Below are 25,866 nucleotides of genomic sequence, written 5' to 3'. Positions count from 1 at the left end.
CGGCCTGTCACGCCGGGGGTCGCGGGTTCGAGTCCCGTCCGCTCCGCCAATAAATAGAGAAGGCCTTCCCAATCGGGAAGGCCTTTTTGCTTTTGTGTGTTTTCAAGCCGGGTGGCAGCCATGCCCATATGATCCGACCTGCCATGTTTCAGTCTCTTTTAGTCCCCTCCACGTAATTCAAATGGCGCCAAAAGCCCACATTTTTCACCCTCATTATTGGAAACCATGGCTCTGCCGTTAGGGCTTTTACAGGCTTGTTCGCGATCGTTTGGCGCAAATATCAGCCATTGCATCATGATTTGCCATTCTGGCAGACCGGTCTGGTTGAGCACTAAGCCACGGGTTCAGCACGCCAATCAGGCAGGTGAAAGACAAGAGAGACAGGTGGGGCGCTCTGCTTGTTGGGTGATCCAACCTGTTTTTACGGTAAGGTTCCTTGTTGATGCTCAGGCTTGTATCTTGCGTCGCCTGGGCTTGAAATAGGACAAGCAGCTCCCCGGTCTACTATTCACCTGCAATAAAGGAGGTCCATCATGGCTGCCCTGACAGAGTTCGAAAAATATGTGATTGAGCAGAAAGGGACCGAGCGTCCCTTCAGTGGCGAGTATTACCGTCACGATGCACCCGGGCGCTATCTGTGCAAGAAGTGTGGTGCGCCTCTCTATACCTCAGAACACAAGTTCAATGCCCACTGCGGTTGGCCGGCCTTCGATGATGAGATCCCGGGGGCGGTGAAGAGAATTCCCGATGCGGACGGTCACCGGGTCGAGATAGTGTGCGCCCAGTGTGAAGGGCACCTTGGCCATGTTTTTGAAGGGGAGTATCTGACCGACAAGAATCTGCGCCACTGTGTCAACTCCGTCTCCCTCGATTTTGAGGCTAGGGAGGGGAGCGAGCCTCAGGGGTCGAAGATGGCATTGGCAACCCTGGGAGCAGGCTGCTTCTGGTGTGTCGAGGCGGTATTCAGCAGCCTGAAGGGGGTCAGCAAGGTCAGCTCGGGTTATGCGGGCGGAGCGGCCAGGGATGCAGATTACCAACGGGTCTGTTCGGGCCAAACCGGCCATGCCGAGGTGGTACAGATCGAATACGACCCCGCCGTCATCGACTTTGCGACCCTGTTGGAGGCCTTCTTTGCCAGCCATGATCCCACCACTCTCAATCGTCAGGGTCATGATGTGGGTCCTCAGTACCGCTCGGTGATCTTTGCCCATGATGATGAGCAAGTGCGGGTCGCTGGGGCCATGATCAAGGCGCTGGATGAAGCCAAGGTTTTCGCCAGCCCCCTGGTGACCGAGTTGACCGGCTATGATGGCTTCTATCCTGCAGAGGCGGACCACAAGGACTACTATGCCCAGCATGGTGAGCAGCCTTATTGCCAGATAGTGATCCGTCCCAAACTGGAGAAATTCAGGCAGCTGTTTGCCGAACACCTCAAGGGGTGAGGGCATTGCACGAACAGTGTTAACCGCAAAGACCGGCCAATGTGCCGGTCTTTGCCTTATCGGGGTTCAGAAGCTGTCGCCTCCCGATCGTGATGGGGGGCTAGCCCGGCCTGCTGCTGGCGGACCATGGTATAGTCGTGGCAATCGGTTTTTTGAGAGAGAGTGACTCATGAAGAAGATCATCTATGGGGTGCTGGGGCTGGGCGCGGCCTTGCTTGTCGGGGGCGCGGCTCTGGTAACCCTGGTCGACCCCAATGATTTCAAACCCTTGCTGATAGAGCAGGTGAAGAAGAGCACGGGGCGGGACCTAGTGGTATCGGGACCCATCGCATGGACCTTCTGGCCGAGTCTGGGACTCTCCCTCGAGCAGGTGGCGCTGCGCAATCCGAGCGGATTTGCCGAGCCGGACTTGGTACGCTTCGAACGGGGCCAGGCATCGGTCGCCCTGTTGCCTCTGCTCTCCCATCAGTTACAGATTGGCGAGGTGGCGCTGGACGGGGCTCACCTCTTTATCCAGACCAAGGCCGATGGCAGTTCCAACTTAAGTGGCCTGAAGAAGGCTGATGGGAGCGTGGCCACAGAGCCCAGTGCCGAGCCTGTGACACGGGAGGATCAGGCCGATCCCAACAAGGCGAAGTGGCAGTTGGACATAGAGAGCATCTCCCTCAATCAGGCCAGTGCCCTGGTGCTGGATGATCGCAGCGGCTCTCGCCTCCAGCTGGCACGCCTCGACCTCGCCCTCGGCGAGCTCAGATTCGATACCTGGGTGCCCATCAGCTTCGCCCTGGAGGGGGAGCAGCAGGGGCTCAAATTAGCGGCCAAAGGGGCAAGCAAGCTGAAACTAGGCAAGGATCTCGCGACGAGTGAGTTGCAGGGCCTCGCTGTCGAAGGCTCACTACAGCAGGCCGATACCCGAGTCGACCATTTCACGCTGAGCGCGGATCGTCTGATGCTGGATCAATGGAGCCAGCTTGACCTGAGTGCTCAAGGAGAGCAGGGAGAGCTGAAGTTCGACCTGAAGAGCAAGCTCAAGGGGCGTCTCAATGGTGCCCAGAGCCTGGTCGATTTTAGTGACTTGACCCTCGATGGCTCTTTGAGTGGTCCGCAACTGCCTGAGTCCGGGGTCAAGATGGCCTTGGCTAGTGAGGGTGAGGGGCAATGGGCCATGGCGAATAAAACGTTGACCCTGCCCAAGCTACAGCTGGGGGTTGATGATTTGCAGCTGAACGGCGATGCCAGCGTGGCGATGACGGCAGTGCCTGCCATTCGTTTCAATCTTGCGGCCGAGCGGCTGGATCTGGATGCCTGGCGTCAAAAAATGGGCAAGGGGATTACCGCTAACCCCGAGCCGGACAATCAGATTGCCCCTGCCTCCAAATCAACGAATGCCCCTGTTGCGCCATCAACCATCACGGCTGAACCGGATCTGAGCTGGTTGAAAGGGCTGGATCTGGCCGGTCGCCTGCAACTGGGGACCCTGATCGCCGATGGGGTGACCGCCCAGCAGGTTGAGCTCGATCTGGCCGCCAACAAGGGGCTGGTCAATCTCAAGCATGTTAGTGCCAAGCTGTTTGGCGGCTCGGTTCAGGGGGAGGGGGTGATCGATGCGCGTCAGCAACCGGCCAGCTTCAAGGTACACAAGCAAATCAAGGGGGTGGATCTGCAGCCCTTGCTTCACAGCGTTGCCAAGACCGACCTGCTGGCGGGCAGAGGCGATGCCGATATTGAGCTCAGTGGCCTGGGACTCTCTTCCCATGCGTTGCGTAGCCAGTTGAGCGGCACCATAGGGCTCAAGGTGGAAGATGGGGCCCTGAATGGTATCAACCTGCCGCAGATGCTGCGCGAGGCCAAGGCGACGCTCAAGGGAGAGAAAGCCAGGGAGGTCAAGGAGGCACGCAAGACAGATTTCAGTGCCCTGACGGCGAGCTTCAAGATAGCCAAAGGCGTGGCGAGCAGTGACGATATTCTGCTGTTGGCTCCGGCGCTGCGGGTCGAGGGCAAGGGAAAAACGGAGCTGCTGCCCGAGACCCTGGACTTCCTGATGGCAACGACAGTGGTGGAGACCAGCAAGGGGCAGGGCGGCAAGGATCTGGCCGAGCTCAAGGGCATTACCATCCCGGTCAAGATCGGGGGGCATTGGCGTGACCCCAGCTACAAGCTGGACATCAAGGCGCTGCTCGCCGATAACAAGCTGCTGGAGGAGAAGGCGCGCAAGGAGGCCGAGCGCGGCCTCAAGAAACTGCTTGGGGACAAGGCTGAGGATGAGCAAATCAAGGGGGTGGCCGACCAGCTGCTCAAAGGATTGTTCAAATAGCCGAGGACCCCATCAAGCAAACAGCCCTGCCGAGAGATCGGTGGGGCTGTTTTGTTTGTGTAGCTGAACCAAGCAGTGTCAATCGAGCCGTGATGCGTCTTGCTCCAGCCGGTAACCGCCGAGCAGCCCATCCGTGAGCCACTGTTGCAGATACTGGCCAGCCTGGAAGGCGGCGTTGTCACCGGGCAGGCGGGCATTGAGCAACATGCAGAGCGTTGCGAACGCCTCCTGATGGAGCAGGGCGTCGACCAGAATGGCTTCATCAGCATCCAGGCTGCGATAGCGGGTGCGCCGTTCGGGATCGCGCCAGATGAGACAAGGGATGGCACACTCACTGCGCTGTGGGGGAGGGGGGGTCTGCTCGGCCTTGAGTGCCTTCCACACCTCCAGGGAGTTGAAATGCTGGAGATGCAGATCAGTGGAGGGCGTCACCAGGAAGCGCAGATCGGGCCAGGACTCAGGGTCCAGGCGCTGGATCTCGCCGAGGGTCAGTGGCTCGGCATCGGCGGCATCGAAGGCGCCGCGCAGTCGCCATTCGAACTCGGCCAACTCGCTCACCTGAGGATGTTCGGCCAGGGCCTGCTCCAGATAGAGGGGAAACTGAGCCCCCAGCTCACGCAGGGTCCAGCTGTGGGGAGGGCGCTGCTGCAGATACTCCTGGCAGAGGGAAGCAAACATCTCATCCCCCACATAGGCCCAGGTCTGCTCGAAGTCCTGTTGCAGGCACTCCAGCAGTCGGCTCTGGTAGGCGTTGGCATAGATGTACCAGCGCAGATCGGCGGGCAGCGAACCGACAACGAGGGGAATGGGTGGGGTTGCGGTCTGCTGCTGCAAACCCGTCATGAAGGCCTGTTGCAGAGCCTGAAGCTCAACCGGCGTTGACATCTTGCGTCTCCAGAGCCCAGTGCGGGGCGGCAATCTGCCTTGCCTGATCCAGCTCGCTGACCAGCTCAGGGAAGGGGGGGATATGGTCGTCGCGCTCTATCATGGTACTGATCGGCCCGAAGCGGCGCACTGCCCGCTCAAACAGGGCCCAGACAGGATCGACGATGGGGTGGTCATGGGTATCAATGACATAGTCCCCATAGTCGCTATGGCCCGCGAGATGGAACTGCACCACGGAATCCCTGTCGATGGCGTCGAGGTAGGCGTTGGCATCGAAACCGTGATTGCGGCTGCTCACATAGATGTTGTTGATATCGAGCAGCAGGCGGCAACCACTCCGGCGGCTGAGGTGGTTGAGAAACTCATGCTCGCGGTAGTCGGCACCGGCAAATTCGAGGTAAGTGGAGGCATTTTCCAGCACCAGGGGGCGGCCGAGATAATTCTGCACCCGATCGATACGCTCGCACAGATGGGTGAGCACGGCATCGGTCAAGGGCAGCGGCAGCAGGTCATGGCTGTTGTGGCCAGAGACACCGGTCCAGCAGAGGTGATCCGACAGCCAGGCGGGCTCTATGCTGCGCATCAACTCCCTCAAGCGGCTGAGGTAATCCATGTCGAGGGGATCCGCCGAGCCTATGTTCATCGATACCCCGTGCATGACGATGGGGTAATCGGCCCGGACCTGCTCCAGGTAATAGCGGGGTTTGCCCCCTGCCACCATGAAGTTTTCCGAGAGGATCTCGAACCAGTCGGCGCCCTGCGCCCCGTCCAGCACCTCTTGGAAGTGGGGAGGCCTGAGCCCTAAACCAAAGCCGAGCCAGGGGAAACTGTGCATCTGAGCTCCTGATCTATCCATGCTTGCCATAAAAAACAGGCCGGTTGCCCCATGGGGTCACCGGCCATTCTACCCTGCGAAAGACCAGGTTAGCGGACTTTACCGCCTTGGGCATTGCACTCTTCGCGCGTCATGCTAAGGAAGCCTTGGCCCTTGCAGCTGCCTTGACCCTTGCAAGCATTGCTGGCGGTCTTGCAGTCATTATGGCCCTTGCAGCTGTTGACTCCCCAACATTGGACCTGATTTTCACCATGTTGTCCGGTATTGGCGGCCAGAGCGGCACCAGAGAGGGAAATGGCAGCCATCGCGAGGGCGGCACCGGCCAGACGGTTCATGGTTTTACGGGTTGCGTGCATGTTCTATCTCCTTGAAGGATTGTCACTCTACCAGCGTTGGCCGAGCGTCCATGTAACTTGATCTTGGTGAGGAGCGACTCCCCCACCACATGAGTCGGGGGATCAAGATGCTCAGACACCATTACGAACCTTGTTAATGAGTTGGATCATAATGACGCTGCTCTATCGACCTCGCTTTAGAAGACCGAGGGGGAGGGCTTTTACATTCATATAAAATCCATTTTTCTGCCGAAATAATGTCTAGCCCTTGTTATGACTGGGTTGGCATTCAGGTCTGACCAGTTAACTGGGGTCGCTTCTCTTGGCTGGGAGCCATGAGGCTCGCCTTGTGGGGCGGCGACTGTCATCATGGGGATCACTAACAAGGAGGTAACAGATGATTCGAGTGGTCTTTCACCTGTCCGAACGGGATCGCAGCCGGGCGGCATTCAATAATCTCAATAACTTACTGGCGGCTATGGCTGGTGAACCCGGGGAGCTGGTGTTGCTGGTCAATGGGATAGCGGTAACCAGCCTGCTGGAAGGAGGAGAGAGTGAGCCCGAGTGGGCCGGTCTGCGGCAACAGGGCGTCAGGTTGCTGGCCTGCGCCAACTCCCTGCGAGGTCAGCAGATAGCCCCCGAGCGGCTGCTGGCGGGGGTTGAGGTCGTCTCTACCGGCGTCCTGACCCTGATCGAATTGCAGCAACAGGGCTTCGCCTATATCAAGTCCTGAGCCGAGGCCAAGCATATGGAGCGTTGCTGCTCACCTCATTGACGGGTCGGTGGATGAAGGAGAGCGAGTGGCACACGTCAGCGGACATCGACCCCAGGATGAGGATCCACCCTGGGGCCGGGGCTCTGGCTCAGTCGCCAAGCTGCTGCTGCCACACCTGGCTGACCAGCTGGCGCTCGGCCAGCAGTTGATCGTCTTTTACCTTGCGGCTGATCTCGGAGAGATTGAGGCGGTGCCCCAGGTTGCGGATCTCCAGATAGGCATGTTTCAACCCTTCGGCCTGCTCCAGGCTGAGTACACCAGCCATCACGCACTCATCGAAGATGCGCACGTTATCTGACCAGCGGGTCAGTGCCTGAGGCTCGCTATGGGCATGGGCCAGTACCAGATACTGGGCAAGGAACTCGATATCCACCATGCCCCCCGGGGATTGCTTGAGATCGAACTCCCCCTCTGCCGCCTTGAGCAGGTGGCCGCGCATCTTGATACGCATCTCGCGCACCTCCTTGGCCAACTCCCCCAAATCTCGCTTGGTTGCCAAGAGATCGCGTCTGATACGCGAAAATTCGGCGACGATGTCATCATCGCCGTAAATGGGCCTTGCCCGGACCAGGGCCTGATGTTCCCAGGTCCAGGCCTCGTTCTCCTGATACTGCTGATAAGCGGCCAGGGACGACACCAGCAACCCGGCATCCCCCGATGGGCGCAGGCGCATATCGATCTCGTAGAGGATGCCGGAGGGGGTGCGGGTGCTGAACAGGTGCAACACCCGCTGGGCCAGGCGCAGGTAGAACTGGCGGCTGTCGATGGGCTTGGGGCCATTGGTGTAGCTGTTGGGGTCACCCCCGTGCAGGAACACCAGATCGAGATCCGACCCGTAGCCGAGCTCTATGCCCCCCAGCTTGCCATAGGCCACCACGGCGAAGCTGCGCCGACCGCTCTCGGCCACGTCGGGAGGCACGCCGTAACGCTCGCTGATCTGGCTCCAGGCCTGATTGACCACCTCTTCCACCAGGGCTTCGGCCAGCCAGGTGAGGTGATCGCTCACCTTCATCAGTGGCAGGGCACCGGCGATGTCGGCGGCGACGATGCGCAGCAACTGCACCTGCTTGAACTGACGCAGGGCCTCCATCTGCTGCTCTACGTCCTCTTCCGGGATGCGCAGCAGGAACTGACGCAGCTGGGGTTTGTATTGATCGAGGGGCGTAGGGTGGTAGAGGTGCTGGGGATCGAGCAGTTCATCGAGCAAGATGGGGTAGCGGGCGAGCTGCTCGCTCACCAGGTGACTGGCATCACACAGCCGCACCAGCTGGCGCAGGGCGGCCGGATTTTCCGCCAGCAGTTGCAGATAGGCGCTGCGGGTGAAGATGCGGGTGAGCAGGGTGCAGACCCGCTCGAACAGGCGGGCAGGGGTCTCGCTCGCTACCACAAGACGCAGTAACTCGGGCATCAGCCAGTCCAGGGCGATCCGGCCCTGGGGGCCAATCTGGCGACGCTTGTACTCCTCCTTGAAGCGCAGTACGGCTCCGGCCAGGGGCTCGGGGTCGCTGACTCCCTGCTCGGTGAGCAGAATGCCTACCTCGGCGGCATCCAGATCGGTGCGCCACAGATCCAGCCAGGCCTGTTCCAGATGATCCGGCGCCTCCTTCTCTTCCCCGACCACGGCGACGAACTCCCCATGGACGGCGGCCATCTCCTGATCGAGACGGGTCATGAAGGCCTCCCAATCCGGGAAGCCAAGCGCCGTGATGAGCCGCAGCCTGTCGCGCTCCTCCGTGGGCAGGGTCTGGGTCTGCTGATCGCCAATTTCCTGCAACAGGTTCTCGACCCGGCGCAGGAAACGGTAGGCATTGAGCAGGCAATCGCAACGCTCCGGGGTCAGGGCACCGCTCTGGGCGATGGCATCCAGGGCCTCGGGCAGGTGACGCACTCGCAGCAAGGGCTCTCGCCCGCCCCGGATGAGTTGCAGCGCCTGGGCGATGAACTCCACCTCGCGGATGCCACCGGCACCCAGCTTGATATTGTCCTTGAGCCCCTTGCGGCGTACCTCGGCGGCGATCATGGCCTTCATCTGGCGCAGGCCATCGATGACGCCAAAATCGATGTAGCGGCGGAACACGAAGGGGCGCAGCAGCTCGCTGAGCGCCTGGCTCTGCGCGCACTCCTGGCCAAGCACCCTGGCCTTGACCATGGCGTAGCGCTCCCAGTTGCGACCATGGTGCTGGTAGTAATCCTCCATGGCGGCGAAGGAGATGGCCAGCGGCCCCGCCTCGCCAAAGGGACGCAGCCGCATGTCGACCCGGAATACCTGACCATCGACTGTGGTCTGGTGCAGGGCGTTGATCAGCCGCTGACCCAGCTTGATGAAGAACTGTTGATTGGCCAGCTCGCGCCGCCCGCCGACCGTGTAACCGTTCTCGGGGAAGGTGAAGATGAGGTCGATGTCCGAGGAGAAGTTCAGCTCGCCACCCCCCAGTTTGCCCATGCCGAGGATCAGCAAGGGCTGGGGGTTGCCGTCACCATCCATGGGGGTGCCCAGCTCGTCGCACTGTTTGCTGTACAGCCAGTCACGGGCGCCACAGATGAGGGCATCCGCCAGCCTGGTCAGGTGAATGAAACTCTCCTCTACCTCGGCGCGGCCGAGGAGCTCACGCCAGGCGATGACCAGCATGCGGCTGCGGCGAAAACGGCGCAGGGTGCGCTTGAGTGCCTCTTCGTCCACCTGGTCGGCGAGCAGGGCCGCGAGCTCCGGCTCATAGGCGCGCCAGCGGTTGTCACTGTGAAGCTCCGTCGAGGCGAGCAGTTCGGCCAGCAGGGTCGGCTCTTGGATCAGGGCCTCGGCGGCGAAATCTGAGAGGCCAAACAGGGTGAGCAGTTCAGCGCGGCTGGCGCCGGTCAGCTCGCCATACTGGGGGGCTTGAACGAGCAGGCGTTGCCAGTGGCGATCGGCCTGGGTCATGAGGGAGGCGGGGAGCACCAAGGTTCTCTTCCTTACGTCTTGGTTAAAGGCAGATGCGGCGGCAGTGGGTGACTGACCGCATCCGGTACCGCTGTTCGGCACCGCATGACCATCAATCTAACATTGCCGGGCCCCGGGCTCATAGGGGCAAGGGCCCGGGTCCCGCAGAAGCGTGAGCCGGGTCAGATGTGCTCGCTGGCGAGGGGTCATCACAGGGGCGGGCAACTCGCAGCCTGTCAGCGGGTTGCACGTTGTCAGATGGCCCATGACGCGGTAGCGCGGGGGCCGGTTCGTCAGCGAATACTGTGATCCTGCTGGTAGATATCCGGCTGATAGCGCTCCATCAGGGTGGCTGGCCGGACGGGGGCCTGGAAGCCGAAGCCGCTGTAGAGCCCATGGGCATCCGAGGTGGCCAGGCTGATGCGGCGCAGCCCCTGGAGATTTGGGTGGGACACTATGGCCTGGATCAGCGCCTTGCCGTGGCCCAGGCCACGGTGGGCGGGCAGTACGAACACATCGGAGAGATACCCGAAGGTGGCGTGATCCGTGATGACGCGGGCGAAGGCGACCTGTTGACCGTCCAGGTAGCCACCGATGCAGAAGGAGTGGTTGATGGCTCGCTGCACGGTGGAGAGTGGTATGCCGAGGCACCAGTAGGCCTCTTGCGACAGAAACTGGTGGATGAGCGGCACATCGAGCCGCCCCTTGTCATCGCTGATTTCCAAGCCGGTGTCACTGTGGTGCAGGTCATGCATATGGGCTCCTTGCCTCGCTCTGGGGAGTATTGAAACGAAAAGAGGAACCCGCAGGCTCCTCTTTTCATAAGGTGACGATAACACCAGGGGACGTCAAGCCTCGATGAGCAGCTTGCGCCCTGCGCTCGCGCGCTCATCACGGCTAGTCCAGCTTGAAGGCCTGGATGTGACGATTCAGGGTCTGGCTGTGGGATTCGACCAGCATTGAGGCATCTTGCAGCTCGCGCAGCACCACCACGGATCCCTCGACGATCTGCTTGACCTGCTCCAGGTTGCCGCTCATCTCCTGGGCGACGGCGCTCTGCTCTTCGGAGGCGGTGGCTATCTGGCGGTTCATGTCGGCCACCCCCTGTACCCGCGCCACTATGGTGGTCAGCTGCTCACCGGCCTGGGTTACCTGCTCGACCCCGCGATCGGCCTGAGCCACGCTCTGCTCCATCAGACCCGCTGCGGTGCGGGCACTGCCCTGCAGCTGCTCAATCATCTTCTGGATCTCCACGGTCGCGGACTGAGCCCGGTTGGCGAGGCCGCGTACCTCATCGGCCACCACGGCAAAGCCGCGTCCGGCTTCACCGGCACGGGCCGCTTCGATGGCCGCATTGAGGGCCAGCAGATTGGTCTGCTCCGAGATGCTGCGAATGGTGTCCACCACTGAGCCAATGCGCTCGACCCCTTGCTCCACGTCATGGACGACGCTGGAAGATTGCTGAATGTTGCCGGACAAGGTGTGTATGGTGTTGACGGTATCGGCGACGCAGCGGCTGCCCTCCTGGGCCAGGCGGCTGGTCTCGCTGGTGGAGTGGGAGGCCTGCTCGGCGTGATGGGCCACCTCGCCGATGGCGCCGACCATCTGGGTCATGGCGCTGGCGAGCTGCTCTATCTGGACGAACTCCTCGTTGATCGCCTCATTGGCCTCTTCCATGCAGAGGGTCACCTGGGAGGCGATGTCGTTAAGCTCCTTGCAAGCCAGGCGCTGGCTGCCGAACACCTGCTTGAGTTCGTTCTGGGAGTGGGCCACCGCCTTGGCGATGTCGCCGAATTCGTCTTTGGATGCCAGTTCGACCCGGTGGCTGAGATCTTTTTGGGAGAAACGCTCCAGCAAGCTGACCAGATAGCGCACCTGCTTGACCATGAGGCGGGAACCCGCCATCAGCAGCACCACAAACACCACTCCCATCAGGGCCGTCTCGAGCAGACCGGTCCAGATCAGGCGGGAGGCGATGTCATTGGCCTTGGCGGCATCAATGCCCTCGCTGAGCAAAGTGCGCTCCAGATTACTGGCATCGAACCAAAGCTTGGTCAGCAGCAACAGGGTGCTGAATACCATCAGCAAGATCACCTTGGGCACCAGACGTATATCACTGAGCCGCTGTTCAAGCGGGTTGAACTGCATAGCTTCTCTCCTTTTAATGGGGGAATTTTCCTTTCTCATCAGGGCTATCGGCATTATCTTCTGTTTTATTAATTCGTTTCCCGTTTAAAGTTGGAATTTGCATGCGACATCACTTAACCCCCCTGCGCGCCATGGATCTGCTGATGGCAATCCTCTCTCTGGTGTCGGTTGGCCTGGTCAGTGTTCGCTGGTTTGGGGTGGCGACCCCGCAGACCATGCAGCTCTTCTATGACATCGACAGTCTCATCTGCTACATCTTTCTCGCCCACTTTGCCTACGGCTGGCTGCGGGCGGAGGATCGCTGGGGTTTTCTGAAGGCGAACTGGTTCTATCTGCCGGGTAGCCTGCCCATGGTGGAATCCCTGCGCTGGGCGCGGCTTATTCAGCTGTGGCGTGTCTATCAGCTGTTGCGCAACCAGCCGGATCTGCTGACCATGTTTCGTCGCGAGCGCAATGAGACCACTCTGTCCGGGATCTTGTTGCTGTTCTTTCTGTTGTTGGGGGTGGGATCCGGGGTCATGTTCTGGATTGAAGCCGGTCACCCCGGCAGCCAGATAGAGACCCCCTATGACGCCTTCTGGTGGACACTGGTGACGCTCTCGACCGTGGGCTACGGGGATCTGGTTCCCAAGACGGAACAAGGGCGTTTCGTCGCCAGCCTGCTCATCCTGTTCGGGGTCGGTCTCTATGCCGCCGTCAGTGGCTTCATGGCCAGCCTATTCCTGCAACCAAGGCATGGCGAGAAGAGAGAAGAAGAGCTGCGCTTCAAGCTGTTGCAGACTCAGCAGACGCAGATGCTGGCGGAGCTACAGAGCTTGCGTGACGAAATCCGTCAGCTCAAACGTGAACCCTGATCCGCGCGTGATGGCGCGCCGCGGCGCGCCAGTTCAGGGCCGCGGGTAAACATGGTGGTGTTGAACGGCCTCCCCGCCTCGGGGGGAGGCCGTTTCTTTGCTTGTCCTTTGACCACGGAGCGGCTTAACATTCCAGCCAATTCCTAACCAATCGAGAGAATCGACTGACCATGCGCGCCCTCCTCGGGATACTGATCTGCCTGTGTGCTCAATCCGCCCTGGCCGAGACCCGTTATGTTTCAGACAACATCTATATCTTCATGCACGGCGGACCGGGTACCCAGTACCGGATCCTCGGCAGCGTCAAGGCCGGTGAAGCCCTGGAAGTGAAAGGCGGCCAGGCCGGTTTCACTCAGGTGGTGGATGAACGTGGTCGTGAAGGCTGGATCAAGAGCGACGAGTTGCAGAGCGAACCCAGCCTGAAGGTACGTGTGCCCCAGCTGGAACAGGAGCTGCAAACCCTCAAGGATCGCCTGCAAAACCTCAATGGTGACAACGAGCAGCGCTTCGCCGAGAAGGATGGCAAGATTGCCGAGCAAGATAGCTTGCTCACCAACCTCAAGGGGCAGCTCGACAACCAGAGTGAGGAGCTGGCCAGCGTCAAGGCGCAGAATGATGCCCTGAACAGCAGCATCGACAACCGCGAGCATGATATGCAGATGGATTGGTTCATTCGCGGTGGCGCCATGGTCGGTGGCGGCATACTGCTTGGCATCCTCTTGCCCCTGCTGCCGCGTCGTCGCAAGCAGAGTGAGCGCTGGATGAACTGAGGCCCTGCCGAGGCAGCCAGGCCGTTTGGTCATGATAGAGGGTCGCCCATGGGCGGCCCTTTTTAGTGGGGCGGGTTGTCACTCTTTGGCTGGGGGCAGGTTTTCCACTCAAATGGGTTGAAAAGGGTCTCCCTAGGCTCGCCTGCGAGACGCATTCTTCGTAATATGCGACATATTCCTGGCAGGTTCTTACCTGCCAGATACCCCAATCGAACGTCAAAAAGAGCTTGGCTATCATGGAATTAACCGAACGGGCCCACTGGTTTGTGCTGGCGGGCGATCACCTCATCTGGCTGGATGAGGCGGACCGAGTCCCGCACTGCACCCGGCAGGCGCTGCCCCTGTGCTGGCAGGCTCTGGCCTTCGAGGAATTCGACCTGTGGGAGGGGGCCCCTTGCTATCTCCATGATCTGGGGGAAGGAGAGTCACTCCTCGGCGACTCATCGGAGTTTGGAGAGTTGAGCCCATTGCGTCAGCTGATGATGGCGGGAGACGAGGAGGGGTTTCGCCTCGGGGGCCGAGCCTGGCAGCTGGCCAGCTTCCGTCGCAGCCATAAATTCTGTGGCGAGTGCGGCGCCCCCATGACGCCCAAGACAGGGGAGTGGGCACAAGGGTGCCATCAGGGACACATGGCCTATCCGCGCATTTCCCCTTGCATCATAGTGGCGGTGCGTCGTGGCTCCCAACTGCTGCTGGGGGCCCATCGTCGTCACTATCAGGCGGACGACCCCATGTTTACCGTGCTGGCGGGCTTCGTCGAGGCCGGTGAAAACCTGGAGCAGTGCGTGGCGCGGGAGGTGTTCGAGGAGAGTGGCATCCGGGTCGGCAACATCCGCTATGTCGCCAGCCAGCCCTGGCCCTTCCCCCACAGCCTGATGATGGGCTTCACCGCCGAGTACCAGAGCGGCGAGATCCGTCTGCAGGAGGAGGAGCTGGTGGCCGCCGACTTCTTTGAACTCGATGCCCTGCCGCGTATTCCCCCCCATGGCACCATAGCGCGTCGTTTGATTGAACTCTGCCGCGAGACCCTCTAAGGGCGATTGCAATTGGGCGGCAGGTGGGGGGGGGGGGAGAGGCCTCAATTGCCCCGCGGTTGTCCCTGAGTGGCCATTGGCATCGGTGCCGAGGTTGCGCCCTCTCACATCTTTGCACTCCGGGCGGTCAGCGCCCTGGTTTGCATCCCCCGCAGCGGCGCACAAAGTGGTATCATATCCGTCATTTTATGCGTGATATGACTCAGGAACTGGGATGAAAGAGCTGAAGAACGATCGATACCTGCGCGCCCTGCTGCGCCAGGATGTGGACCTGACCCCGGTCTGGATGATGCGCCAGGCTGGCCGCTACCTGCCGGAATACAAGGCAACCCGTGCCCAGGCGGGGGATTTCATGTCCCTGTGCCGCAATGCCGAGCTGGCCTGTGAAGTCACCCTGCAGCCTCTGCGCCGCTATCCCCTCGATGCCGCTATTCTCTTCTCCGACATCCTCACCATACCCGACGCCATGGGGCTGGGTCTCTACTTCGAGCACGGCGAAGGCCCGCGCTTCGAGCGTCCCATCACCTCGCTGGCGCAGGTGCAGGCGCTGCCACATCCGGATCCGGAAGATGAACTCGGCTACGTGATGAATGCGGTGCGCACCATTCGCCGCGAGCTGAAGGGCGAAGTGCCGTTGATTGGCTTCTCCGGCAGCCCCTGGACCCTGGCCACCTACATGGTGGAGGGGGGCAGCTCCAAGGCGTTCACCAAGATCAAGCAGATGATGTATGCCGAGCCCCAGACTCTGCACCTGCTGCTCGACAAACTGGCGGACAGCGTGATCTCGTACCTCAACGCCCAGATCAAGGCCGGTGCCCAGTCTGTCATGGTGTTCGATACCTGGGGCGGCGTGCTGACCCCGCGGGATTACCGCGACTTCTCCCTGCAGTACATGCACAAGATCGTCGATGGCCTGATCCGTGAGAATGAGGGCCGCCGGGTGCCGGTGACTCTGTTCACCAAGAACGGCGGTCAATGGCTGGAGCAGATCGCCGCCACCGGCTGCGATGCCCTGGGACTGGACTGGACCATAGACATCGCGGATGCCAAGCGCCGGGTCGGTGACAAGGTGGCGCTGCAGGGCAACATGGATCCCTCCATGCTCTACGCCGCCCCTGAGCGCATTCGCGAAGAGGTCGCCACCATTTTGGCGGGCTTTGGCAGCGGCAACGGCCACGTCTTCAACCTGGGTCACGGCATCCATCAGGATGTGGATCCCGAGCACGCCGGGGTATTTGTGAACGCGGTGCATGAGCTCTCCGGCCAGTACCACGGCCGCTGAGGTTGAACCGCTGCATCAGCATCATGACAACGGGGCCCCAGGGCCCCGTTGTGTTATCCGGGGCGGCGCCGTTTTGGCCCTTGTACTGTTTTGGATACTGCGCGCCGGCCCCGGCTCGGGTTACACTGCGCCATCTGTGGCGGTGGCCACACACAAGATGAGCGACAGCGTGCGAGGCCGCGTATCGGCCGTCTCGCTCGCCATGCAGGAGGCAGAATGAGCAAGAAGTCGTGGGATTGGGGTATAGATCTGGGCGGTACCAAGTGCGAGTGCGTGGTGCTCGATGGCGACGAGGTGCTGCTGCGCCATCGCATTCCCACCGAGCGCCGTGGCGGTTACGAGCACATGATTGGTCAGATAGCCAAGCTGGTGGACGAGTGTGCCGCCAAGCTCGGTCAGCGTCCGGCCGTCATCGGCATGGGCACCCCAGGCGCCCGGGACCCCCAGACCGGGCTGATGAAGAACTGCAACACCACCGAGCTCAACGGCAAGCCGTTCAAGGAAGATCTCGAGCGCAGGCTCGGCATTCCGGTGCTCATCGCCAACGACGCCAACTGCTTCGCCCTGGCGGAAACCCACCTGGGGGCGGTGCGCCAGCACCATCCCGATGCCAGGGTTGTATTTGGCATCATCATGGGTACCGGGGTGGGCTCCGGTATCGTCATCAACGGCCAGATCCTCAATGGCCACCACGGCATCGCCGGGGAGTGGGGCCACAATGTGCTCTCCCCCGATGGCCCCGAATGCTACTGCGGCAAGCGTGGCTGCGTCGAAACGCTCATCAGCGGCCCGGCGCTGGAGGCCTGGTATGAAGCCAAGGCCAGGCGCCATCTCCCGCTGGCCCAGATTGCGGCGGCCACGGCCCACGATCACGTGGCCAAGCTCACCATCGACCGTCTGCACCTGCTGTTTGGCCAGGCCCTGGCCAACGTGGTCAATATTCTGGATCCGGATGTCATCGTCATCGGCGGCGGGGTGGGCAATGTGCAGAGTCTCTATAGCGTCCCGGCCCAGACAATTTTGCCCTTTCTCTTTAATCCCCGCTTCAGGGCCCCCATTATTGCTCCAGCCCTGGGTGACAGTGCCGGGGTCTTCGGCGCGGCACTCCTGGCTCGTGGCACCTTCCGGGAGGCGCAACTCTCATGATGCTTCCCTCTTCATCCTCTCTTTAGTCGCAGGTAAGGACACGTAATTTCCATGATCAAGATTGCCATCAATGGTTACGGGCGGATCGGCCGCAATGTACTGCGTGCTCTTTACGAGAGCGGCCGGGACAAGAGCATCAAGATAGTCGCCATCAACGAGCTGGCGGCGCCCGAGGCCATGGTGCACCTGACCCGCTTCGATACCAGCCATGGTCGTTTCGCACACCCGGTGCAACTGGCAGGTGGCAGCATGCAGGTAGGGCAGGATCTCATTGCCCTGTTCGCCGAGCGGGATCCCGCCAATTTGCCATGGCGGGCGCTGGGGGTGGATGTGGTGCTAGACTGTACCGGCGTATTTGGCTCCCGGGCGGATGCGCAGCGCCATCTGGGGGCAGGGGCGGGCAAGGTGCTCTTCTCCCATCCGGCGGATGCGGATGTGGATGCGACAATCGTTTTCGGGGTCAACCATCAGACCTTGACCGGGCGGGAGCGGATCGTCTCCAATGCCTCCTGTACCACCAACTGCGTGGTGCCCGTCATCGAAACATTGCATCGAGAATTCGAGATAAATTGTGGTACTATTACGACAATTCATTCGGCCATGCACGACCAGCAAGTCATCGATGCCTACCACAGTGACTTGCGCAGAACCCGGGCCGCCAGCCAGTCCATCATTCCGGTGGATACCAAGCTGGCAAAGGGATTGGAGCGTATCCTTCCCCACTTCGCCGGCAAGTTCGAGGCGATAGCGGTACGGGTGCCGACCATTAATGTAACGGCCATGGATCTCAGTATTACTGTTCGTAAAAAAGTGACAGTTACTGACGTAAATCAAGCCCTGCAGCGGGCATCCAGAGGTACATTAAGCGGTATTCTGGATTACACGGAGGAACCCTTGGTCTCCGTCGATTTCAATCATGATGCACACTCCTGCATCATCGATGGTACCCAGACACGGGTCAGCGATGCCAACCTCGTCAAGATGTTGATGTGGTGCGATAACGAATGGGGCTTCGCCAACCGCATGCTGGATACCACCCGGGCCATGATGGCCGCAGGCTGAGAGCCTGCACCGGGCGCAAGGTTACTGTTTTTAACATTACCTGAAAATATAGAGGACTGAATATGTCTGTTATCAAGATGACTGACCTGGATCTGGCGGGTAAACGCGTACTGATCCGTGCTGACCTGAACGTGCCGGTAAAAGATGGCAAGGTCACTTCCGATGCACGGATCAAAGCGACGCTGCCGACCATCAAGCTGGCTCTGGAAAAGGGCGCCAAGCTGATGATCACCTCCCACCTGGGTCGTCCGACCGAGGGTGAATACAACGAAGAATTCTCCCTGGCGCCGGTCGTTGACTATCTGAAAGACGCACTCTCCTGCAAAGTGACCCTGGCGAAAGATTACCTGGATGGTGTAGACGTTGCCGCCGGTGAGCTGGTTGTGCTGGAAAACTGCCGCTTCAACAAAGGCGAGAAGAAGAACACCGAAGAGCTGGCCAAAAAATACGCTGCCCTGTGTGACGTCTTTGTAATGGATGCATTCGGTACTGCTCACCGTGCCGAAGGTTCTACCTACGGTGTGGCTCAATTTGCTCCGGTAGCCTGTGCAGGTCCGCTGCTGGCCGGTGAACTGGAAGCCCTGGGCAAGGCCATGCTCAAGCCCGAGCGCCCCATGGTTGCCATCGTGGGCGGCTCCAAGGTCTCCACCAAGCTGACCGTGCTGGAATCCCTCTCCAAGATCGCAGACCAGCTGGTGGTCGGTGGTGGCATCGCCAACACCTTCATCGCCGCTGCCGGTCACAACGTCGGCAAGTCCCTGTGCGAGCACGACCTGCTCGACACCGCCAAGAAACTGGCCGCCGAGACCAACATTCCGGTGACCACAGATGTGGTCGTGGGCACCGAGTTCGCAGAAAACACCCCGGCTACCATCAAGTCCGTTAGCGATGTGACCGACGGCGACATGATCTTCGACATCGGCCCTGACTCCGCCAAGGCCCTGGCCGACATCATCATGAATGCCAAAACCATTCTGTGGAACGGCCCGGTCGGTGTGTTCGAGTTCGACCAGTTCTCCGCAGGCACCAAGGTGATCGCCGAAGCCATCGCTGCTTCCCCGGCCTTCTCCATCGCTGGCGGTGGTGACACCCTGGCGGCTATCGACAAGTTCGGCATCGCCGACAAAGTCTCCTACATCTCCACCGGCGGCGGCGCCTTCCTGGAGTTTGTAGAGGGCAAGGTACTGCCGGCAGTGGCCATGCTGGAACAGCGCGCCAAAGCCTAATTGACCCGAGACGGGGGGCAAAAGCCTCCCGTTTCGTTTATCATATGGCCGCTGCGGCGGTTCGTGATAAACCCCCACTTTTTATTAACGGCATACGAGAACAGGACGATTAACATGTCTAAGAAAATTTTCGACTTCGTAAAACCCGGCGTGATCACTGGTGATGACGTTCAGAAAGTGTTCGCTATCGCTAAAGAGAACGGCTTCGCTCTGCCGGCTGTTAACTGTGTCGGTACCGACTCCGTCAACGCCGTACTGGAAGCTGCCGCCAAGGTGAAGGCTCCGGTCATCGTTCAGTTCTCCAACGGCGGCGCCGTGTTCACCGCCGGTAAGGGCCTGAAGCTGGAAGGCCAGCAAGTTGCCGTTCTGGGTGCCATCTCCGGTGCCAAGCATGTGCACGCTGTTGCCGAAGCTTACGGCGTGCCGGTTATCCTGCACACCGACCACGCTGCCAAGAAGCTGCTGCCCTGGATCGACGGCCTGCTGGACGCCGGTGAGAAGCACTTCGCCGAGACCGGCAAGCCGCTGTTCTCCTCCCACATGCTGGACTTGTCCGAAGAGCCGCTGGAAGAGAACATCGACATCTGCTGCGAGTACCTGACTCGCATGGCCAAGATGAACATGACCCTGGAGCTGGAACTGGGCTGCACCGGCGGTGAAGAAGATGGCGTGGACAACAGCCACCTGGATCAATCTTCCCTGTACACCCAGCCGGAAGACGTGGCTTACGCCTACGAGCGCCTGTCCAAGATCAGCCCCCGTTTCACCATCGCTGCCTCCTTCGGCAACGTACACGGTGTTTACAAGCCGGGTAACGTCAAGCTGACCCCGTCCATCCTGGACGCTTCCCAGAAATTCGTTTCCGAGAAGTTTGGTCTGCCTGCCAAGTCCCTGGACTTCGTATTCCACGGTGGTTCAGGTTCTACCCTGGAAGAGATCCGCGAATCCATCTCCTACGGTGTGGTCAAGATGAACATCGACACCGACACCCAGTGGGCTACCTGGGAAGGTGTGTTGGACTTCTACAAGGCGAACGAAGCCTACCTGCAAGCCCAGCTGGGCAACCCGGAAGGTGCTGACAAGCCGAACAAGAAGTTCTACGATCCGCGCGTCTGGGTACGTGCCGGTCAGACTTCCATGATCGCTCGTCTGGAGAAAGCCTTCTCCGACCTGAACGCCATCGACGTACTGTAATTCTCGGTACTCGATTGCTGACCAAGGCGCCCCCAGGGGCGCCTTTTGCATTTCTGTGACTCGCCAAGGGTTTTCCGGTGGTGGATAGGCTGGATTGCCGACCCCCCTGTGGGTATTCTCTGTTAACGGTTGTTTATTTTAGTAAACATACATGGGCAGGATGCTGACTTATGAGTACAGGGAATCAGGAACACGCGGCCTCATACTATGCGGCGACACGCAATGACCTTTCGAGCTGGCCCGAGCTATCCGGTGAGCTGGAGGCGGATGTCTGCATCATAGGCGGCGGCTTCACCGGCCTTAACACCGCCATCAATCTGGCGGAGGCGGGCTACAAGGTCGTTTTGCTCGAGGCCAACCGCATCGGCTGGGGAGCGTCGGGTCGCAACGGTGGTCAGCTGATCCGCGGCATAGGCCACGACACCAGTCAGTTCACCCGTCATATCGGTGAGCAGGGGGTGCGCGAGCTGGATCTGATGGGGCTGGAGGCGGTGCAGCTAGTGCGCGAACGCATAGAACGCTTCAACATCGACTGCGATCTGCAGTGGGGTTACTGCGATCTGGCCACCAAGACGCGCCATCTGCGTGACTTTGAGGAGGAGGCCGAGCATCTGACCAGCCTCGGCTACCGGCATGAGGTAAGGCTGGTGCCGCGGGAGGAGATGCATACCGTGGTGGGATCGGATCGCTATATCGGTGGCATGATCGACATGGGATCGGGGCACCTGCATCCCCTCAATCTGGCCCTCGGCGAGGCGCGCGCCGCCGCCAGCCTGGGCGTCGCCCTGTTCGAGCACTCCCGGGTGACTCACATCGACTATGGCAGCACAGTGAGCGTCACCACTGCCCATGGTCGATGCCGCGCCAAATACCTGGTGCTGGGCTGCAACGCCTATCTCAATGATCTGGATGCCGAGATTGGGGGGCGGGTGCTGCCCGCCGGTTCTTACATATTGGCGACCCAGGTGCTGGAGAGGCGGTTGCGCCAGCGCTTGCTGCCGCAGAACATGGCGGTCTGCGATCAGAATGTGGCCCTCGATTACTACCGGCTATCGGCGGATGGGCGCCTGCTGTTTGGGGGAGCCTGCAACTACTCGGGAAAAGATCCCAAAGATATCAAGGCCTTCATGTTGCCCAAACTGCTACGGGTCTTTCCCGAGCTGGCGGGCACCGCCATCGAGTTTCAGTGGGGGGGGATGATAGGCATAGGTGCCAACCGCTTGCCGCAGATTGGCCGGCTATCGGCCCATGACAATGTCTTCTATGCCCAGGCTTATTCGGGGCATGGCCTCAATGCGACCCACATGGCCGCCAAGCTGGTAGCCGAGGCGATTGCGGGGCAGAGTCGAGGGTTCGATCTGTTCAGCAGCGTCCCCCACATGAGCTTCCCAGGCGGCCCTGCCCTGCGTTCTCCCTTGCTGGCGCTTGGGATGCTGTGGCACCGTATGAAGGATCTGCTGTGATCCTTTCCTGATCATATTGGGGGAGCCTGGTTCCCCCAGACATAAATCCATTAGATATCAACTTCCTGCCGCTTGCCTTCCGATAAAGCCTGATGAGTTACGAACGAAACCGTATCTGTCGGCTATAGTGAGCATCTGCTCGCCTCAAGGTGGATTCGTTTGGTGCGGCAGAATAGCAAGAGCATCAAGGCCATCAAGGGCCTGAGATGCTCAAGGAGATTACGGGATATAAGGAAATAATATGTTTAGTCCAAGACGACTCAGGTTTGATAATCTCATGCTGGATCAACATGGTCTGTCCAGCGCACCTCCCCCCACTGATTCGCTGTTCTGGCGATTGTGGCAGCCCTGCATTCCCATAGCCGAAAAAACGCTGAACACGCCCTTCATGTCAGGCATAAAGTCGGCCAGCCTGGATCCTGTTACTTATGGCGGGTTTAATGTGAGCGATGCTTATTATTGCTTCAATGGCGCCCAGAGTTATCTGGCTGCCGAGAGCCGTACCAGTGATGAGGTGCTGAAGTTTTTCCTGCTGGAGAAATATAAAAGATACCAAGCCTATAATGAGGCGTTCCCAACCATCTGGCATATTCGTGATGCCAATGGGGTGGTTCCGACGACGGCCTGTCGTGACTATGCCCAGTTTGAATCGGATACCGCCTCCCATGCCGATCCTATCTACACCCTCATCATGATGATCCCCTGTGAATATCTCTGGTATTGGCTCGCCAATCAGTTGATGCCTCCTTCCCCTGGCAACCTGTATGCGCCTTGGATCACGGGTAACAACAGCGCGTCTGGTGCTTATGCCATGGGGAATTTTCTGGATCAATATCAGAAAGAGCATCCGGGAGCCATAGATGAGGACAAGGCAATGAGCATCTATAGCACCGCCATGAATTTCGAGTGGAAAAACTTTTTATCAGCGACTCAACCTTAAGGGAGATCTATCATGGCGAATAAAACATTTAATATTGACTCATTCCCAGCCGGTTATTATATGTCCTGGTTTGTCACCACTCAGGCCGCCTTTTTAATAAAGGCGAAATTATATGATGGTAATAAAATTTATTTCGATAAGCAGAAGCAGAGTGTGGATATTAATCCTCCGCTGGCTCAGGGGGCTGATTTCGTCCAGGGAGGGCAAGTCAAACTGTCGATAGATATAGCTCAGTCAGTCAAATTGAGTAGCAGCATCAACACTTATAACATCACGACCAATGATGGCACTGTCATCGGTTATGGCTATAACATCTCCATCGAAGATCAAGATGATGATGACTATAACGATGTCGCCATCTCTCTGGTTGCGTGGAAAAACAAGGGATAGATAAGTAGCGGGGAAGGTTTTTATGACCTTCCCCATCAGCATTATCAGGTGGGTTCTGCCAGGCGCCAGCCTTGTTCCGTCTTGAGCATCCATACCTGGCTCTGTTGCGCCACGACCTGGCCCGCCTCAAAGTTGCCGTATTTACGCTCCAGCTCCATCAGCGCCATTTCCTGTTGATAGGGACCAACCCTGTCGTAGACCAGATCCTCGTCCTGCAATACTTGCAGTTGATCCAGCCCCTGCTTGAAATGAAGCTGATAACTGACCCTGATCAGATAAACCCCATCCTGGGTCTCACTCTGGTCCAGTACCTGAAAGTCACTCATGTCAAACAGCTTGGCATCGCTACCGGTCAGCAGCTGGGTCCTCACCTGACGCTCTATCTCGTCGACCCCGGGTCCCGAGCTGCAGGCAAACAGCCAGAGGGCTAACAGGGGGATGAACCACTTTTTCATCAAAACTCCGGACGACCGAGACGGGAAAGGGCAAATTTTGCCATGCTGCCGGGCATATACAAGGGATGACCAGAAAAATCAGGGGTTATCGGCCAGATCCCACCCAGGGTGGCGACAAATCCCTCTGATCCTCACCCGGGCTGCAATGACACCGGGGATGCTTTTTCTCTGGCTGCGTGTGAGCACTCTAGCTTGAAAAGGGGTTACCCCGCATAGGAATCACTTTCTCCCCTTGGCGAAGGCGTGGCTTCTAGCGAGCGGATATCAGCGCAGCTTGTCGAGCCGGCCGAGAAACTCGCTGGGACCCATAAAGCCGGTTACCCGCTGGCCACTTTGCTCGTTGCCTTCAGGGTCGAAGAAGATCAGGGTCGGCAGCCCCAGCACCTCCAGCTCATTGAGCAGGGTGACGTCGTCGTCATCATTGGCGGTGACATCGGCCTGCAGCAATACCATCTGATCGAAACGCGCACGCACGGCGGGATCGCTGAATGTCTTGTGCTCGAACTCCTTGCAGGCCACACACCAGCCGGCGTAGAGATCCAGCATGACCGGTGTGCCACGGGCGGCGGCCAGCTGCTGCTGCAGATCCTGCACCGTCTTGATCCGCACAAACTGAGGCGCCTTGGCCTCGACTTGCGCGATGGGGGGCGGGAGCAGGGTCTCCTTGACCATGAACACGCTGGTTATCATGGCCAGCAGTATGAGAAAACCGCGCAGGCTCTTGCCGATACCGTGGGGGGATCCCTGATTGTGATGATAGAGATAGCCGCACAGGGCCAGTCCCCAGCCGAGCCAGACCAGGGTGGTGACCTGCTCGCTCCACAGCCGTGACAGTAACAGCACGGGCACCGCCAGCAGCGCAAACCCGAAGAGCTGTTTGATGAGATCCATCCAGGCGCCAGCCCTGGGCAGCAGCTTGCCCCCCGAGGTGCCGAGCAGTATCAGTGGCAGACCCATCCCTAGCGACAGTGCATAGAGCGCCGCGCCGCCAAGCCAGAGATCGCCACTCTGGGCCACATAGATGAGCGCCCCCGAGAGCGGCGCCGTGGTGCAGGGGGAGCAGACCAGGCCGGAGATCATCCCCATGATGGCGACCCCGGGCACTGAGCCGCCCTGCTGGCGGTTCGACATGCCACTCAACCGGGTCTGCAGGCTGCTGGGCAGTTGCAGGTTATAGAGGCCGAACATGGAGAGCGCCAGCAGCACGAACATGACGGAGAGGCCGATCAGCACATAGGGGTGCTGGAGCGCGGCCTGGAATTTCAATCCCGCAGAGGCCACCACCAGGCCGAGCAGGGTGTAGGTGACCGCCATGCCCTGCACATAAACCAGAGAGAGCAGGAAGGCGCGTCGGGTCGACAGCCGCTCTCCTGCCCCCGCGATGATGCCGGTCAGAATGGGGTACATGGGGAAGACGCAGGGGGTGAAGGCGAGCCCCAGCCCGAGCACGAAGAAGGCGGCGATGCTGAGCCAGAATCCCTGACTGCCAAGCGCCGCGGCCAGTCTGTCTTGCTGGCTGGTGGGGCCATCAACGTCTGACTGGCTCTCGCCGGGATCCGCCGCCGCGGCGTGGGCCGCCAGGGGCGTCAGCGTGATGACCTTGTCCGTGGGCGGGTAGCAGAGGCCCTCGGTACAGCCTTGATAGCTGATGTGCAGGCGGCCCTGCTCGTCGACCTGGGTCAGCCGCAGTGGTATCTCCACTTGCTGGTAGTAAACCTCTGTTTTACCGAAAAAATCATCCTCATGATCCGTGCCAGGGGGCAGTGCGGGGCTATCGAAGCTGGCATGCTCTCCCTTGAAAGTGAAGCGGTGGCGGTAGAGGTAGTAACCTTCGGCTATCTGCAGGTGTACCGTCAGCCGCTCACCATCTTGCACGGCGTCGAGCACGAAGGCCTGATCGACCTTGAGGAAGTGGGGGGTCTGCTGCCCCAGTCCCAGGGAGTCGAGCAGATCATTGCTGGCCTGGGCTTGAGCCTGGGAGAGGGGGGCAATCAGGCTGAAAATCAGCAGCACGTAACGCAGCAAGATAGCGCCCATCATGAGGTTTCCGCTGCCAGCCAGGCGAGATAAGGCCCATGGCCAGCGCTGATGGGCAGCATCAGCAGCTCGGGGATTTCATAGGGATGCAGGGTCAGGATCACCTGCTCTATCTCGGCAAAGAGGGGGGCTCGGGACTTGATGATGAGCTGGATCTCGCTTGCCCGCTCTATCTTGCCCTGCCAGCGGTAGACGGAGCTAACCGGTGCCAACTGATTGATACAGGCCGCGAGGCGGCGCTCGAGCAGCTGCTCGCTGATGAGGTCGGCGCTCGCTTGACTCGGGCAGGTACAGAGCAGCAGCATGGCATCTGTCATGGAATAAGGGTCTCCGGAGATGGGGTCGACAAGGGGTCAGCGACC

At 59.8% G+C, this 25,866-nt stretch carries 23 protein-coding genes; 14 read left to right on the top strand and 9 right to left on the bottom strand.

What is annotated here, in order from left to right; all coding sequences use genetic code 11:
• The first annotated feature begins 533 nt into the window (after positions 1-533).
• Positions 534-1,442 (top strand): bifunctional methionine sulfoxide reductase B/A protein, encoded by a 909-nt coding sequence (locus M2366_RS16735; protein ID WP_042041994.1) that lies wholly within the window; start codon positions 534-536, stop codon positions 1,440-1,442.
• 169 nt (positions 1,443-1,611) lie between these two features.
• Positions 1,612-3,756: an AsmA family protein gene (locus M2366_RS16730; protein ID WP_259270202.1), complete on the top strand. Its 2,145-nt coding sequence runs from the start codon at positions 1,612-1,614 to the stop codon at positions 3,754-3,756.
• A gap of 78 nt (positions 3,757-3,834) precedes the next feature.
• Here M2366_RS16730 and M2366_RS16725 read toward each other — a convergent pair whose 3' ends face one another.
• From M2366_RS16725 to M2366_RS16715, 3 genes are all read right to left on the bottom strand, one after another.
• Positions 3,835-4,641, bottom strand: coding sequence for a DNA-binding domain-containing protein (locus tag M2366_RS16725; RefSeq protein WP_259270201.1), 807 nt, complete (start codon positions 4,639-4,641; stop codon positions 3,835-3,837).
• Positions 4,625-5,476, bottom strand: coding sequence for a DUF692 domain-containing protein (locus M2366_RS16720; protein WP_259270200.1), 852 nt, complete (start codon positions 5,474-5,476; stop codon positions 4,625-4,627). Before M2366_RS16720 ends, M2366_RS16725 begins: the two co-directional genes overlap by 17 nt.
• 89 nt (positions 5,477-5,565) lie before the next feature.
• Entirely contained in the window at positions 5,566-5,832 is a 267-nt protein-coding gene (locus M2366_RS16715; RefSeq protein ID WP_259270199.1) for a hypothetical protein, read from the bottom strand.
• A gap of 376 nt (positions 5,833-6,208) precedes the next feature.
• On the opposite strand from M2366_RS16715, the gene M2366_RS16710 reads away from it, so the two are divergent.
• Positions 6,209-6,544, top strand: a complete 336-nt coding sequence (locus tag M2366_RS16710) for a DsrE family protein (protein ID WP_042041989.1) — start codon at positions 6,209-6,211, stop codon at positions 6,542-6,544.
• Positions 6,545-6,674: 130 nt separating this feature from the next.
• Here the strand turns inward: M2366_RS16710 and glnE are convergent, their stop codons facing one another.
• From glnE to M2366_RS16695, 3 genes are all read right to left on the bottom strand, one after another.
• On the bottom strand, positions 6,675-9,503 hold the full coding sequence (gene glnE, locus M2366_RS16705; protein WP_259270206.1) for a bifunctional [glutamate--ammonia ligase]-adenylyl-L-tyrosine phosphorylase/[glutamate--ammonia-ligase] adenylyltransferase: 2,829 nt from the start codon (positions 9,501-9,503) through the stop codon (positions 6,675-6,677).
• A 293-nt stretch (positions 9,504-9,796) separates the two neighbouring features.
• Positions 9,797-10,258, bottom strand: coding sequence for a GNAT family N-acetyltransferase (locus M2366_RS16700; protein WP_259270198.1), 462 nt, complete (start codon positions 10,256-10,258; stop codon positions 9,797-9,799).
• A gap of 142 nt (positions 10,259-10,400) precedes the next feature.
• On the bottom strand, positions 10,401-11,651 hold the full coding sequence (locus M2366_RS16695; RefSeq protein ID WP_042041987.1) for a methyl-accepting chemotaxis protein: 1,251 nt from the start codon (positions 11,649-11,651) through the stop codon (positions 10,401-10,403).
• 101 nt (positions 11,652-11,752) lie between these two features.
• On the opposite strand from M2366_RS16695, the gene M2366_RS16690 reads away from it, so the two are divergent.
• The 11 genes from M2366_RS16690 to M2366_RS16640 all read left to right on the top strand — a co-directional run bounded on the left by M2366_RS16690 (position 11,753) and on the right by M2366_RS16640 (position 23,012).
• Positions 11,753-12,505 carry a potassium channel family protein gene (locus M2366_RS16690; protein ID WP_224431251.1) on the top strand — a complete coding sequence of 251 codons (753 nt, stop codon included), beginning with the start codon at positions 11,753-11,755 and terminating at the stop codon, positions 12,503-12,505.
• Between the two features lie 170 nt (positions 12,506-12,675).
• Complete coding sequence (locus tag M2366_RS16685) at positions 12,676-13,275, top strand: TIGR04211 family SH3 domain-containing protein (protein WP_042041985.1); 600 nt, start codon at positions 12,676-12,678, stop codon at positions 13,273-13,275.
• Positions 13,276-13,511: 236 nt separating this feature from the next.
• Positions 13,512-14,309, top strand: a complete 798-nt coding sequence (gene nudC, locus M2366_RS16680; RefSeq protein WP_259270197.1) for an NAD(+) diphosphatase — start codon at positions 13,512-13,514, stop codon at positions 14,307-14,309.
• A gap of 214 nt (positions 14,310-14,523) precedes the next feature.
• Positions 14,524-15,591, top strand: coding sequence for a uroporphyrinogen decarboxylase (hemE, locus tag M2366_RS16675; RefSeq protein WP_259270196.1), 1,068 nt, complete (start codon positions 14,524-14,526; stop codon positions 15,589-15,591).
• Between the two features lie 216 nt (positions 15,592-15,807).
• Complete coding sequence (locus M2366_RS16670) at positions 15,808-16,737, top strand: ROK family protein (RefSeq protein WP_259237356.1); 930 nt, start codon at positions 15,808-15,810, stop codon at positions 16,735-16,737.
• A gap of 51 nt (positions 16,738-16,788) precedes the next feature.
• Positions 16,789-17,799, top strand: a complete 1,011-nt coding sequence (epd, locus tag M2366_RS16665) for an erythrose-4-phosphate dehydrogenase (RefSeq protein WP_259270195.1) — start codon at positions 16,789-16,791, stop codon at positions 17,797-17,799.
• 62 nt (positions 17,800-17,861) lie between these two features.
• Positions 17,862-19,025, top strand: coding sequence for a phosphoglycerate kinase (locus M2366_RS16660; RefSeq protein ID WP_259270194.1), 1,164 nt, complete (start codon positions 17,862-17,864; stop codon positions 19,023-19,025).
• Positions 19,026-19,139: 114 nt separating this feature from the next.
• Positions 19,140-20,219, top strand: coding sequence for a class II fructose-bisphosphate aldolase (gene fbaA / locus M2366_RS16655; RefSeq protein ID WP_042041977.1), 1,080 nt, complete (start codon positions 19,140-19,142; stop codon positions 20,217-20,219).
• A gap of 170 nt (positions 20,220-20,389) precedes the next feature.
• Positions 20,390-21,682, top strand: coding sequence for an FAD-binding oxidoreductase (locus M2366_RS16650; RefSeq protein ID WP_259270193.1), 1,293 nt, complete (start codon positions 20,390-20,392; stop codon positions 21,680-21,682).
• Between the two features lie 241 nt (positions 21,683-21,923).
• Positions 21,924-22,622, top strand: coding sequence for a hypothetical protein (locus M2366_RS16645; protein WP_259237353.1), 699 nt, complete (start codon positions 21,924-21,926; stop codon positions 22,620-22,622).
• 12 nt (positions 22,623-22,634) lie between these two features.
• Positions 22,635-23,012, top strand: coding sequence for a hypothetical protein (locus M2366_RS16640; RefSeq protein WP_259270192.1), 378 nt, complete (start codon positions 22,635-22,637; stop codon positions 23,010-23,012).
• 44 nt (positions 23,013-23,056) lie between these two features.
• Here M2366_RS16640 and M2366_RS16635 read toward each other — a convergent pair whose 3' ends face one another.
• The 3 genes from M2366_RS16635 to cutA all read right to left on the bottom strand — a co-directional run bounded on the left by M2366_RS16635 (position 23,057) and on the right by cutA (position 25,821).
• Entirely contained in the window at positions 23,057-23,467 is a 411-nt protein-coding gene (locus M2366_RS16635) for a hypothetical protein (RefSeq protein ID WP_259270191.1), read from the bottom strand.
• A gap of 264 nt (positions 23,468-23,731) precedes the next feature.
• Entirely contained in the window at positions 23,732-25,507 is a 1,776-nt protein-coding gene (locus M2366_RS16630; protein WP_259270190.1) for a protein-disulfide reductase DsbD, read from the bottom strand.
• Complete coding sequence (gene cutA, locus M2366_RS16625) at positions 25,504-25,821, bottom strand: divalent-cation tolerance protein CutA (protein ID WP_259270189.1); 318 nt, start codon at positions 25,819-25,821, stop codon at positions 25,504-25,506. Before cutA ends, M2366_RS16630 begins: the two co-directional genes overlap by 4 nt.
• Positions 25,822-25,866 lie beyond the last annotated feature (45 nt).

It is taken from the genome of Aeromonas sp. BIGb0405, assembly GCF_024807335.1.
GTDB classification, from domain to species: Bacteria; Pseudomonadota; Gammaproteobacteria; order Enterobacterales; family Aeromonadaceae; genus Aeromonas; species Aeromonas rivuli.
This window is presented reverse-complemented; position numbering and strand designations above follow the sequence as displayed.